This window comes from Pseudomonas sp. G2-4, from assembly GCF_030064125.1.
Classification (GTDB): domain Bacteria; phylum Pseudomonadota; class Gammaproteobacteria; order Pseudomonadales; family Pseudomonadaceae; genus Aquipseudomonas.
Window position 1 is genome coordinate 2,628,409 of the sequence record NZ_CP125957.1, and the last position, 13,473, is coordinate 2,641,881.

The window sequence follows — 13,473 nt, forward strand, 5'->3', positions numbered from 1 at the left end:
AATCTAATAAATCAAAATTGATTGCATCACTCATTCACGAAGACTGAATCATGACGGCCATCCTCGATATCGACCTGATCCGTACTTTTCATGCCGTGGCGCGAATCGGAAAATTCAGTGCGGCGGCAGAACAGCTGCACAAAAGCCCGGCGGCGGTGAGCGTGCACATCCAGCGGCTGGAAGCGGTGGCCGGCGGACGTTTGCTCAACCGCGATAATCAGTCGGTTTCCCTGACCGCCCTCGGCAAACGCTTGCTCGTGTCGACGATGGAGCTGCTGAGCACCCATGATCGGGTGCTGGCCGATCTGCACGGAACCCGTCTGGCGGGACGCATCACCTTGGGGGTGCCGGATGAATACGCCGACCATGTCATCCGCGACATCCTCCCGACCTTCGCGGCCGCGTGGCCAAACGTGGTGCTGGAGCTCAAGACCGCGCCAAGCTATGCGCTGCGTGACCTGGTCCAGTGCGGGAAACTCCAGGCAGCGATCATTGCCCAGCCCAAGGACGCGCCCGATGCCGGGGCGCAAGTGCTGGTGTCCACCACGCCCGTCTGGGTTGGGCCGATCAATACATCGGTGGCTTCGATGGACCCCTTGCCGCTGGCTGTGCATGCGGCGCAGTGTCCTTATCGACAAGCGATGATGGCGTCGCTGAGGCACAGCGGCCGCCGCACCCGCATCGTCCTGGAAAGCCCTTCCACGCAAGCCGTCAAGGCTTGCGTGGAGGCGGGCCTGGCGATCAGCCTGATAGACCGCGCGCGGGTGACGGACCACATGCAGATCCTCGAAGACCTGCCCGTCATTGCAGAGCACGAGGTGGTGTTCATGCGCTCCCAAGCGTCACACGCCGATGAAGCGGTGAACCTGCTTTCCCGTGCGATGCAACAGTATTTTCGCCTGTAGCCAGGGTCAGAATGGTCCTGGCTTGGTGACGTGGAACAGTTGCAGCGACACGAAACCCTTACCGCCGAATCGGTGAATGAGGTGCACATAAGATTGCTACAGGTGCCGGTCAACAGCCCTGTTGTGGTGATCGAGCGTCTGGCGAGGGATTACGCCGCCGGCACCTCCCTGGAGTGGCGATGCTCTCGCGGGCATGCCGAGCACTTCCGCTACAGCGTGGAAGTTCGCTGACGCGGCCCGGCTAGGGGCGTTCAGCGGCGAGTCGGTCGCCGCTGGCCTCTTTAGTTCGCCGGTGCCGGCGGTTCGACCGCAGACATTGAGGCAATGGCGTTCACGATATGAGGAAGTGGACCGATATGCCCACCTGTTCCTTGAGGTGTCCCCGTCCGAATTAATAGCTCCCTCATGTGTCTTGGCGTTATTACCGTGCTCGTCCTTTTAAACCATGACTGCACCGCAATGGCGGCTGCTCCTACAACGGCAGTGGCCGCAGAGGTTGCTGCAAAAAGTGAGGTATAAGTCTTCGTAGGCCCCTCATTAAAAAGATCACCAATGCCGCAAGTAGCTATATACCCGTCACCCCACCCCTGTAAATGTATCGGGCTGCCATATGTAGAAAAAACGAAGCGATTACGGCCGGTCCGTGTCCCGGCGCCGACGAGAATACTCCCATTGTCCCCACGGCTTCTATATTCCTCATAAAACGGATGATCTAAATCTTCACTGCCATTGCCGGCGGCGGCGATAACGATGATTCCAGCATCAGTGGCCTGTTTTGTTATGTCCCAAACAGCCCTATTGAAATCAGCGGGTACCAATTTGCCCTCACGACCACCCGTTTGCATTTCATATATAAACACGTCTCCGGCTCTTAAGTGTTTCAAACCTTCAGCAATACCGCCAACACGGCCAAGAGGACCCTGTGAAATCCCGTAAAATACATCAACATCATAGGCAACGCCCAGAATGCCGAATCCATTGTTTCTAGCAAAGACGACACCAGCAACTGCAGTCCCGTGGTCATTGGTATTCTCACCGGGCATGGGAACAAGCTCAATAAAATTAGCGCCTTCCAGATCTTCATGATCGTAAGCAAAATGGCCGTTTTCGATATCGGCACATCTAATGCCTCGCCCTGTAGCCTCAAATAATCGCCAGGCATTCATGGCATCAATGCCAATAGCATCTGATCCCAAATCACCTTGGAGATAATCTTGTCGATCAACGAAATTTGGAGTTGTACTCGTGGAGGCTGCTGACATACATTCGCCTGGCGGCGTCGGAGCAGGCACGACTGGATCAAGCTCAGGCTCGACTGGCTCGATCTCAACATACTCTACAATATCCATATCCCTCAGCGTCGTTGCGAGGCGCTGCAATTCTTCAAATGACATGGAGGGTGCGCTTTTGATATAAACGAGTCCCTTGTATTGAGAGAAGTCAATACTATTTTCTTCGTTCTTTATTTCGCCCGTCTCTGCCAGCTCCGGAATGGCATGGCGATATTCTAAATGAGATAAAAAACTCGCATCCTTTTCCAGTTTTTCTGCTTCATGAAAGAAAATCTTTCCATTAATTACATTGAAAATACTGTCTGGGGTGAACTTCACAAGCAAATTATAGCGTTCATTCATCACGCACCTCCATGGAGCATCCTGAGAATTACTTGCTATGCAAACTGCAGCCAGGGCTGGGTATGTCCAGCTTCAGCCCGCCTTCTGGTCCCACTGCAGTAGCGCTCTCGACTGCTTGCTCGTTATCGTCATTTAATTCCTTAGGGAGCTCGGATCATTGCTGATTTTGAGAATAGTAGAAGTTTGTCTGCTGTCACGCGCCGCAAACCTAAAAGCGTTGGCAGCCCGGATGTTGGGGCATGCTTTGATCCGAGCACTGGCCAGGGCCCAATGCGTTGAAAACCCCGCTGATTTAGCCAATGTGGCAACGTCACAACGGCCCCAGCTTGAGCGGGTACTGGATGACGATGTACAACCTGTCGATGTCATCGCCGGCCTGGGCGCTGTTGGCGCGGTGGGTGACATGGGACAGTTGCAGCGACAGGTCCTTGGCCGGGCCAGACTGCACGGTGTAATGCAGATCCAGGTCGCGCTCCCAATGGCGTCCGCCATCGCCTTGTAGTGGGCTGTAAGTGCCAGTGTCGGTATCGAATGGGTTGTAGGCACCGCCTTGTGGGGCATGGCTGCCGTCGATCCCGCGTCCAGTCACATAGCGCGCCATGAAGCTCAGGCCGGGAATGCCCAAGGTGCCCAGGTCGAGGTCGTAGCGCGCTTGCCATGAGCGCTCGCCCGGGCCGTTGAAGTCGGCATATTTGATCGAGTTGGCCAGGTAGATGGAATCGCCGCCGACGAAATCGAAGGGCGTGTCGCCGTTGATTTTCTGATAGGCGAGGGTGAACGCCTGGGCATTGAGCCGGTATTTGCCACTCAGGCTATAGGCAGTGGTGTCGATGACCCCGGCGGAGGCCTTGCCCTGGTCGCGGGTGTGGTACAGGTTGCCGTCGAGGAACAGGTCGCCAAGGGTGGTATGCAGGTTGGCGTAGTACTGGCGCCAGGTATCGCTCAGTTCGCTGGCATAGAGCGCGCCGCCCAGGGCTTGGCCGGTGAACAGGTCGGCGCCAATGAAGTCGATGGCGCCGTTGCGCGTTGTGGCCCCGTAACCGGAAAAGTCACCCTTGCCGGTCGAGGCGTCCTGATTCTTGAACGCACTGAAGTGGCCCGCCTGTAAATCGACGCCGTCGAACTCTCGGCTGGAGAGCAGCAGGCCGCTGGCGTATTCCGGTTGCAGGCGCTTGTCTGCGGTATCGAATACCGGACTCTCCACAGTCATTTCGCCGACCGCCAAGGTGGTCCGTGAGGCCTTGAGTTTCAGCGCGCCGCCAGCGCTGGAGTAGCCATCTTCGCTTTGCCCATCATCATTCAACGGCAATAAGCCCGTCCCTGAGTGCCCCTTGCCGCCGTCCAGCTTCAACCCCAGGAAACCGTGGGCATCGATGCCTACGCCGATTGTGCCGGGCGTGAAGCCGGACTCGAACGAGGCGATGAAACCTTGGGCCCATTCCTGTTTGTAGCTTTTGCCCGCCGGTGTCGGTGAGCGATAGTCATTGTTGAGGTAGAAGTTGCGGCTGAGTACTTCAAGCGTTGCGCCCTCGAGCAAACCAGGCGTGTTTTGGGCGGTTTCTGCCGCCACTGCCGGTGCGGTGCTGCCGGTGAGTACGACAAGTAGCCAAAGGGGATTCAGCGAGGGTGATAGTTGTCCCGGGGTGGTGAGGTGTTTTGTCGCAAACGGCATGCTTCAGTTTCCGCGTGTGATGTGACGGGAACGAGTGCGATGCATGGGCCATGGCAACATTCCGTCTCAGTGAGATATGCACTGGCGCACCGCACGGTGGGCGCAGTTTCCCGCTTTGGAAAACAGGTTTGAACAGGGCTTCATTCTTGATGGCGGGGGGCGGACGTGCGAGTTAAACGTTGTTAATTACGCTCATACGTTGAGGCGGGCGGTAGTCTGATAGAACGGTGTGGACATCGGGGCTTGGAGGAGTAGCCTGAGTCGATCTGTAAACGGCTCCATCAGTTCTGGCGCGAGGCCAAGGAGTTCACTACATGATTGATCTGACATCCTGGAATCTGACGATTCCAGAAGGGACCCCTGCGAAGGTGATTGAAACTCCACGCTTGGTGGATGGCTACTCCGACAAGTATTTTCGGTCCGGCAAGAGCTTGTTTTTTTGGGCGCCGGTGACTGGCTCGACGACTTCAAAGTCCGAGTTCCCGCGCAGTGAGCTTCGGGAGACGTTCAGGGACGGGCGGCTGCGCAACTGGACCTACACCGAGGCAGAACATCGGCTTTCAGCCAGTCTGATCGTCAATCAGATGCCTTCCGAGGGCCGGATTGTCATCGGGCAGATCCATATCTATCAAGGCAAGGGCCCGTTGCTCAAGGTTGAATACCTTTACGATCCACCAAAGAAAACCGGCAGGGTGGTGGTTAACTATCGGCTCAAGCCCAACAGTGCAGACACGACTGTTGTCCTTGCCGACGGCGTGGAGCTGAAAAAGAAATTATCCTACGAAGTGCGCTTGAGCCCGGCCGGCTATTTGAAGGTCAGTGCCCAGGGGAATCAATGGGGCAAGCAACTGAGTTCCAGCTGGAAGAACAAGAAACTGTACTTCAAGGCGGGCGCGTACGCCCTGGACAATACCGGCTATAAAAGCGAAGGCGCCCAAGTCACCTTCACCCGGTTGGAGGTCGGCCATCGGGCGCGCTGAGTCGATGGGGAGCTTGCCCAATATCGGCAAGCTCCAGAACTGAGCCCGGGATTTATATCCCGTCAGTTGACAGTGGCGGCGTACGAGGCGGAATCAACCGTTTGGAGCCGATCGACTCATACGCCGAAGCCAGGCGCAACAGCGTCGAGTCGTCATAGGCGCGGCCGGCAAAGGTCAGTCCGACGGGCATGCCGATGTCTGCCATGACGCCCATCGGCACCGTCACAGTGGGGACGCCCAGGTGCCGGATGGCGAGGTTGCCATTGGCGACCCATACCCCATTGCTCCAGGCGATGTCGGCAGACGCTGGATTGACATCGGCATCCGCCGGCCCGACGTCGGCGACGGTGGGGAAAATCACCGCATCGAGGCCAAGCCGGTCCATCCAGTCTTCAAGATCAATTCGACGTGTCTGCTCAAGGCCGCGCAGGCCGTCAGGCAGGGTGGGGATCTGGTCCCAAGGCGTGATGCCACGCTCGGCCATCTTCACGTACTCATCCATGCCGGCGGCGAGATCGTCCTCGCGGTTGGGCAAGGTGCCGGGGTCGTGGGGGAAGATCTTCGGGCCGTCGACGTCGGCCAGGCGATTCAATGCTGGATCGCCGTTGGCCCGCAGGAAATCATCGAACGCCCAGGCCGACAGGTCCCACAGTTCATGGTGCAGGAACTCTTTGGAAACCAGGCCACGCGTGAATACTGTGGGGGCGCCAGGGCGATCACCTTCACAGTTGGACACCAGCGGGAAATCCACCTCGACCACTTCGGCACCACAGGCTTCCAGGGCCTTGCGAGCTTGTGCCCAGAGGGCGATCACCGAGGCGCGGGTGACGATTCGCTGCCCCGTCGGACCGCCGATGCCGGGAGCATCCGCCGTACCGGCGTCAGGATCGGCATTGATGTACATGCGGGGGACACCGAACCGAATGCCGGCAAGTGCAGCAGGGCTGGCAGCCAGGCTTGGATACGAGACGGGACGCACCGACTCGACACTGGGAATGGACACCCAGGGTTGCAGGCGCCACAGATCTCCCCGCGTGTCGGGATCTTGCGCCACTACCACGTCCAGCACTTCGAGCAGGTCAGCCATGGTCCTGGCATAGGGCACGACAACGTCCATTGTCGGGGTCAACGGCCAGTTGCCACGCACCGAGATCACACCGCGCGAAGGCGTGTAGGCGCACAGACCGTTGTTCGATGCCGGGCCGCGTCCGCTCGACCAGGTTTCTTCCGCCAGGCCGAACGCCGCGAAACTGGCCGCGGTGGCGGTACCTGCACCGTTCGAGGAACCGGAGGCAAACGGGGCGGTGAGGTAGTCGCCGTTGTACGGACTCTCCGCCCGGCCATAGACCCCGCGCTGCATACCGCCATTGGCCATGGGCGGCATATTGGTCTTGCCCAGGCAGATCGCCCCGGCGGCGCGCAGCCGCTCGATGGTGAACGCATCACGGTAGGCAACCAGATCCTTGAACGCCGGACTTCCGGAAGCGGCGGTGAGGCCCTTCACCAGATAACTGTCCTTGGCGGTATAGGGAATGCCGTCGAGCGGCCCCAGCGTCTGGCCGCTGGCTCGACGGGCATCGGACGCCTGTGCTTCCTGCAGCGCCTCGGGGTTGCGAACCACCACCGCGTTGAGGGCGGTGGGCGTGTCGGGGCCATCATAGGCCTCGATCCGGGCGAGGTAGGCTTGGACCAGCTCTACCGCAGTGGTCTGGCCGGACTCGAGGGCCGCACGCAGTTGGGCAATGGAGACTTCGGTGATTTCGATCATGCTATTACCGTCGCGGCAGAGGGATGACAGTGCAGCCGTCCAAAAATCAGATCCTGACATCACAAGATGGATATTTATCGGCTTTCGTTCAATGTACTACGCCTGCAGTCTGAGGGTCTATCCGGGTACCGCGTTGAAATGGATTCTTCACCATTCGTCAACGAGACACCCCGGTATTCTTGACAACCATCGAACCTCGGCAAATACTCGCCACCAATATTCATACATATGACTAGATAACAAGGTGAATAAAGTCGATGAAATCCCTCTCCAGCGATGCTCGCCTGCCGCTTTACCAACGTTTACGGGACCAATTGGCCGAACAGATCGCCAATAATCGCTGGCGTCCGGGTGAGGCGATTCCCACCGAGGCCGCACTGTCGGCGGAATACCAACTGTCTACTGGCACCGTGCGCAAGGCCATCGATGCGTTGGTCAGCGAAGGCGTCCTGGAGCGTCAGCAAGGCCGTGGCACTTTCATTCGCCGGCCGCAGTTTCAATCCTCACTGTTCCGCTTCTTCCGCTTTCAAACCGCCGCGGGTGAGCGCCGGGTGCCGGAGAGCCGCATCTTGTCCATCGAGCCCGTGCCTGCGCCCTCGGCGGTGGCCCAGGCGTTGGGGCTGTCGCTCGACGCCCCGGTGATTCGCATCGTTCGGGTCCGTCTGCTGGACGTGAAGCCGGTGCTCGCCGAAGAAATCTGGTTGCCGCGCAGTCGGTTTCAACCTTTGCTCGAGATCGACCTGAGCCAAAAAGGGCCATTGCTCTATCCCATCTACGAAGAAACTTGCGGCCAGGTGGTCGCTTATGCCGAAGAAACCCTTACCGCTGAGTCGGTGAATGAGGTGCACGCGCGATTGCTCCATGTACCGGTCAACAGCCCGGTGGTGGTGATCGAACGTCTGGCGCGGGACTACGCCGGCAATCCACTGGAGTGGCGTCGCTCTCGCGGGCATGCCGAGCATTTCCGCTACAGCGTGGAAATCCGTTGATCCCGCCGCACTAGCGGGGGCGCTCAGCGGCGAGTCGGTCGTCGCTGACCTTATCGTTTTGTTTGCCATGACTGGCCCTGTAGCGGCGCGGTTCGCTCTCGGCTGCCTTTCGTTTCACTTATAAGGATAAGAATCATGTTCAGCTGGTATCGCCAAGTCACTGCGCGGGAGCGCAAAACGTTTTGGGCCTGTTTCGGTGGATGGTCGCTCGATGCGCTGGAAGTACAAATGTTCGGTCTGGCGATACCGGCGCTGATCGCCGCGTTCGCCCTGAGCAAGGGCGATGCGGGGCTGATCAGCGGGGTGACCCTGGTCACCTCGGCCATTGGCGGCTGGGTCGGCGGGACGTTGTCAGACCGTTACGGTCGGGTGCGCACGTTGCAATGGATGATTTTGTGGTTCTCGTTCTTCACCTTCCTGTCTGCATTCGTCACCGGCTTTCACCAACTGTTGATCGTCAAGGCCCTGCAGGGTTTCGGGATCGGTGGGGAGTGGGCCGCCGGTGCCGTATTGATGGCCGAGACCATCAATCCCAAATACCGTGGCAAGGTCATGGGTACCGTGCAAAGTGCCTGGGCGGTGGGTTGGGGGCTGGCGGTCGGGGTCTTCACGCTGATCTATTCCCTCGTGCCGCAAGACATGGCCTGGCGGGTGATGTTCGTGGTGGGCCTGCTGCCGTCCTTCCTGATCATCTGGGTCCGGCGCAACGTTGAAGAGCCCGACAGTTATCAGCGCCTGAAAAAAGAACAAGTCATCCCGCAAAGTTTCTTCAAGTCCCTGGGCGGTATCTTTCGCCCTGAGTTGATCCGCGTGACGTTGTTTGGCGGACTGTTGGGCCTGGGCGCACACGGTGGTTACCACGCGGTGATGACCTGGCTGCCAACGTTCCTTAAAACCGAGCGCAACCTGTCAGTGCTGAACTCCGGCGGTTACCTGGCGGTCATCATCTTTGCGTTCTGGTGTGGCTGCGTGGTCAGCGGCTTTATGATCGACCGTATTGGCCGGCGCAAAAACATCGTGCTGTTCGCGTTGTGCTGTGTCGTGACCGTGCAGTGCTATGTGTTCCTGCCGTTGAGCAATACCCAGATGCTGTTCCTGGGGTTCCCGCTCGGCTTCTTCGCCGCGGGGATTCCGGCGAGCCTGGGAGCGCTGTTCAACGAGCTTTACCCGGCGGACGTGCGCGGCGCCGGTGTAGGGTTCTGCTACAACTTCGGTCGCGTCCTGTCGGCGGTGTTCCCGTTCCTGGTCGGGCACATGAGCGATTCCATGTCCCTGGGGTCGGCCATTGGCATCGATGCCGGGATCGCCTACGGTGTGGCCGTGCTCGCGGCGCTGTGCCTGCCGGAAACCCGAGGTCGCAGCCTCGAAGCCTCGCCTGCATCGGTGCAAGCTTCTGCCAGCGGGACCGAGAGCGCCCGAGCCTGATGACCCTCACCTCGATAGATGAAACCCATGCCTGATACTTGTTCCACGCCGATCACCGGCATCGATTCCCACGCTCATGTGTTCAGTCGCGAGTTGAACCTGGCCGCCGCACGGCGTTATACCCCCGGTTATGACGCCACGCTCTCGCAGTACCTGAATCACTTGCAAACCCATGGCCTGAGCCATGGCGTATTGGTGCAGCCAAGCTTTCTCGGCACCGATAACAGCTACCTGCTGGCGGCATTGCGGCAGGCTCCGGAGCAATTGCGCGGCGTCGTGGTGCTGGAGCCAGACGTCAGTCGTGCCGTGTTGGACGACATGGCCCGACTGGGGGTGGTTGGCGTTCGGCTGAACCTGATGGGCAAAGCCGTGCCTGATTTTCGCGACGCGGCCTGGCGAGATTTTTTCGGCCACATCGCTGACTTGGATTGGCACGTCGAACTGCACCTCGATGCGCAGGATCTGCCCGGGTTGATTCGGCAACTGATGCCCTTCGGCATCAAGCTTGTGGTCGACCACTTCGGCCGTCCCGATGCGCGATTGGGCACCGATCAGCCTGGCTTTGCCGAGTTGATGGAGCTAGGACTGAGTGAGCAGGTGTGGATGAAGGTGTCCGGCATCTATCGATTGGCCGGAACGGATCAGCAGAACCTGGAATTCGCCCGCTGCGCGTTGTCTCTGCTGGAGCAGGGTTTCGGTCCTCGTCGCTTGGTGTGGGGCAGCGACTGGCCGCACACGCAGCATGAAGGACACGTCGGTTTCGATACGGTGATGGCGCAGTTGCAAGCCTTGCAGTGCTCGGCGCCGCTTATGCGCGCATTGCTGGTCGATACTCCTCGGTCGTTGTTCAGGTTTTGAAAGCAGGGCGGTGATGCTTGTTTCCTGGCGTCAAAACATAATTACCCCGTGCCATGTCAAGTGCTCGAGCTGACAGCCGATAGCCCTATAGGTCCGATTGATTTCCGGGTTCCCGAGGGTACGTCATGTTTAATAAAACTCTAAAAGATGAACTGACGGCTAAGACAGCCGAATTGGCAACATACAAGGGATTAGTCGGCGCTCTGGAACGGTCGATGGCCGTCATCGAGTTCAGCCCGGATGGCAAGGTTCTTCGCGCCAACGAGAACTTCTTGAAAACCATGGGCTACCGCGACGAGCAGTTGTCGGGGCTGTCCCATCGGGATTTTTGTAGCCCCGCGCTGGCAGGCAGTGCCGAATACCGCGAATTCTGGAGCCGCCTGCGATCCGGCCAATTCGTTTCCGGTACTTTTCAGCGACGCACCTCGCAAGGTCAGAACGTATGGCTGGAGGCTAGCTATAACCCTGTCATGGACGAGCAAGGTCGCGTAGCCAAAGTCGTCAAGTACGCGCTCGACGTCACTGCCCGCGTCGCCAGCGAGGCCGAAACCCAAGGCAAACTTAAAGCACTCGATCGCGCCATGGCGGTGATCGAGTTCGATTTGAACGGTAACGTCCTGACTGCAAACGATAACTTCCTTGGCACCCTGAATTATTCACTGGCCGAGCTCAAGGGCAAGCACCACCGGATGTTCTGCGAGCCGAACCTGGTCAGCAGTTCTGAATACAGCGATTTTTGGCGGCGCCTTAATAACGGTGAGTTCTTCAGCGGTCAATTCAAGCGTCTCGGCAAGCACGGTAAGGTCGTTTGGCTGGAGGCCAGCTACAACCCGGTCTACGACGCCGAAGGCAAGCTGAGCAAGATCGTGAAGTTCGCGAGCGACATCACCGAGCGGGTCGAGAAGTTCGAAGAAGATTCACGCGGCGCCTCCCGTGCCTACCACATCTCCTCCGAGACCGAGAAAGTCGCCGAACAGGGCGCGCAGGTTATCCAGCAGACGGCCAAGGAAATGCGCCAGATCGCCGACAATATCGGGGCGTCCGGGCGGTTGGTTGGGCAGTTGGGGGCTCGTTCCGAAGAAATCACGGCCATTGTCAATACCATTCGCGGCATCGCCGACCAGACCAACCTGCTGGCGCTTAACGCGGCCATCGAGGCCGCACGTGCAGGGGATCAGGGCCGGGGCTTTGCGGTGGTCGCCGACGAAGTTCGGCAATTGGCCGGGCGGACAAGCCGTTCGACAGCCGAGATTGCCGAGATGATCGGCATGATTCTTTCAGAGACCCGGGAAGCCGTCGCGAGCATGAACGTCACCCATGAAGGCGCGCTACGTGGGGTCACGCTGGCAGACCAGGCGGGATCGGTCATCCTGCAGATCCGGGCCGGGACGACCGATGCGCTTGAAGCGGTGAGCATGTTCGCCTCCAAGCTCGATGAGTCCGAGGTGATACCCAAGACGGCCGTCGGCTGGGTCGGCTGAGACGGTTGAAAGCCGCTCCCCTGTTGGAGCGGCTTGCCCGCGAAAGCGCTAGGTCAGCTGGCGGGGATTGTCGAAACATCGAGCCGCACCCTGGCCCCATCTGCCTTGACCAGCTCCAGCAATACCGCGCGCAGTTCCGGCGGTCGCACCGGCTTGGCCAACACCGAGATATTCAGGCTTTGCAGTGATTCCCGGATCCGCGCTATCTCATGCCCGGTAATGACCAGCGCCGGGACTTCCCAACCGCGTTGTTCGCGTATGGCCGCGATGCATTCGGAACCTGAAACCTTCGTGCCCAGGTCGAAGTCGGCGATGATGATGTCGCAATCGCTGGTCAACCCTTGGCCGTCGCTGTGGGTTTGCACCTCGCAACCCCATTTTTCCAGCAGCACCGAGGTTGCCATCAAGACGTTGGCGTCGTCTTCTACCAGGCACACCCGCAACCCGGTCAGGCGGCTATGGACCGTCTCCAGCTTGGGCGTCATGACCCTTGGCGTGGCTTGCTCCAGACCGCTGATCGCCACCTTGGTGCCCCGTCCGACCCTGGAGTGGATGTGAACATCGACCTCGAGTAACTGGCTGATGCGCTTGACGATGGACAGCCCAAGCCCCAACCCTTCGACATCTTTGTCGCGTACATGGCGCACCCGATAAAACTCCTTGAACACCTCGGGCAAATGTTCGGCGGCGATACCACGGCCCTTGTCGTAGATCACCACGGCCAGCCCCGTGCCCTGGCGACGCACGCCGATAAGTACCGGTCGGCCTGGGGCATATTTGAGTGCGTTGGACAGCAGGTTCTGGACCATGGTGGTCAACAGCCCCGGGTTGACGTTTACCCAGTAAGGGCTGGCGCGCAAGCGCAGCTCAACCCCGGCCCAGCGTGCCGCCTCGGTGTTCTGTTTGACGACGTCCTGCAGCAGCGCGCCCAAGTGAATCGTGTCTGCCTGCGGCACCAGTTTGCCGTGGTCCAGGGTGTAGATATCGAGGATCGAGTGAAACAGCTGCGACACGGTGTGCAGCGAACGGTCGATGTTGTCCACCAGCCGCAACTCCTCCAGGCCGAGCTTGGCGTCACGCAGGCAGGCGGTGAACAGGCCGATGGAGTGGATCGGTTGGCGCAGGTCATGGCTGGCCTGGGCGAGGAAACGAGATTTCTCCTGGTTGGCGGTGATCGCCTCCTCGGAGGCAATCCGTGTACGTTTGAGCAGCGTATGCGCATAGGCCGGCACCACGACGGTGGTCACGATCAGCATCAGGAACAGGTAGGGCTGGGTCCGCCAGAATGGATTGAGCCAGAAAATCAGCACCAATACCGACAGTGCGATGGCGGTCGCCAGCGCCAGGTAGCGAGAACCGAAACGCACGCCGTTGCCTAACGTCACCCAGAGCAGTGCTGCGTAAATGGGCAGTGCGCTTTCACCCCCCAGCACCATGGCAAAAGCAATGCCCGCATAGTCATGGAGCATGGTGAAAAGGCGTCGCCAGAAGAAGTGCCCCGGCTTGCGCTGGATGAGCAAGCGCAGGAACACCGACGCAATGATGAACGCCACGATGTAAATGATGATCGACGTGTAGGCAGCGGCGTCATCGGTCTCGATGCTGGCCAGGATAATGATGTACAACAGCGCACAGGCGCTGACGATCAGGCGTACTGTGGCCTGATTGAGTTCGCTGTTCTTTTCCACTAACCTTCAACCTCATGATCGGGTAGATGCTGGGCTTCGTGCAATGCGAGTGTAGTTGCCTAACCCTTTGACG

9 protein-coding genes and 3 pseudogenes are annotated in these 13,473 nt (G+C 59.2%); 8 read left to right on the plus strand and 4 right to left on the minus strand.

Annotation, left to right across the window (positions count from 1 at the left end):
- Positions 1–50: 50 nt before the first annotated feature.
- Positions 51–905, plus strand: coding sequence for a LysR family transcriptional regulator (locus tag QNH97_RS11800; RefSeq protein ID WP_283556973.1), 855 nt, complete (start codon positions 51–53; stop codon positions 903–905).
- A gap of 51 nt (positions 906–956) precedes the next feature.
- A pseudogene (locus QNH97_RS11805) lies at positions 957–1,136 on the plus strand (GntR family transcriptional regulator); the annotation flags it as partial.
- Between the two features lie 50 nt (positions 1,137–1,186).
- Here QNH97_RS11805 and QNH97_RS11810 read toward each other — a convergent pair.
- Both QNH97_RS11810 and QNH97_RS11815 read right to left on the minus strand, forming a co-directional pair.
- Positions 1,187–2,539, minus strand: coding sequence for a S8 family serine peptidase (locus QNH97_RS11810; protein WP_283556974.1), 1,353 nt, complete (start codon positions 2,537–2,539; stop codon positions 1,187–1,189).
- Between the two features lie 310 nt (positions 2,540–2,849).
- Positions 2,850–4,211, minus strand: a complete 1,362-nt coding sequence (locus QNH97_RS11815; protein WP_283556975.1) for an OprD family porin — start codon at positions 4,209–4,211, stop codon at positions 2,850–2,852.
- A 314-nt stretch (positions 4,212–4,525) separates the two neighbouring features.
- On the opposite strand from QNH97_RS11815, the gene QNH97_RS11820 reads away from it, so the two are divergent.
- Positions 4,526–5,191 carry a polysaccharide lyase family 7 protein gene (locus tag QNH97_RS11820; RefSeq protein WP_283556976.1) on the plus strand — a complete coding sequence of 222 codons (666 nt, stop codon included), beginning with the start codon at positions 4,526–4,528 and terminating at the stop codon, positions 5,189–5,191.
- Positions 5,192–5,243: 52 nt separating this feature from the next.
- Here the strand turns inward: QNH97_RS11820 and QNH97_RS11825 are convergent, their stop codons facing one another.
- Entirely contained in the window at positions 5,244–6,959 is a 1,716-nt protein-coding gene (locus QNH97_RS11825; RefSeq protein WP_283556977.1) for an amidase, read from the minus strand.
- 257 nt (positions 6,960–7,216) lie between these two features.
- On the opposite strand from QNH97_RS11825, the gene QNH97_RS11830 reads away from it, so the two are divergent.
- From QNH97_RS11830 to QNH97_RS29490, 5 genes and pseudogenes are all read left to right on the plus strand, one after another.
- Complete coding sequence (locus tag QNH97_RS11830) at positions 7,217–7,948, plus strand: GntR family transcriptional regulator (protein WP_283556978.1); 732 nt, start codon at positions 7,217–7,219, stop codon at positions 7,946–7,948.
- A gap of 135 nt (positions 7,949–8,083) precedes the next feature.
- Positions 8,084–9,373, plus strand: coding sequence for an MFS transporter (locus QNH97_RS11835; protein WP_283556979.1), 1,290 nt, complete (start codon positions 8,084–8,086; stop codon positions 9,371–9,373).
- A 27-nt stretch (positions 9,374–9,400) separates the two neighbouring features.
- Complete coding sequence (locus QNH97_RS11840; RefSeq protein WP_283556980.1) at positions 9,401–10,231, plus strand: amidohydrolase family protein; 831 nt, start codon at positions 9,401–9,403, stop codon at positions 10,229–10,231.
- 215 nt (positions 10,232–10,446) lie between these two features.
- Positions 10,447–11,076, plus strand: a pseudogene (locus QNH97_RS29485) (PAS domain-containing protein); the annotation flags it as partial.
- 159 nt (positions 11,077–11,235) lie between these two features.
- Positions 11,236–11,712: pseudogene (locus QNH97_RS29490) on the plus strand (methyl-accepting chemotaxis protein); the annotation flags it as partial.
- Between the two features lie 53 nt (positions 11,713–11,765).
- Here QNH97_RS29490 and QNH97_RS11850 read toward each other — a convergent pair.
- Complete coding sequence (locus QNH97_RS11850; RefSeq protein ID WP_283556982.1) at positions 11,766–13,400, minus strand: ATP-binding response regulator; 1,635 nt, start codon at positions 13,398–13,400, stop codon at positions 11,766–11,768.
- Positions 13,401–13,473 lie beyond the last annotated feature (73 nt).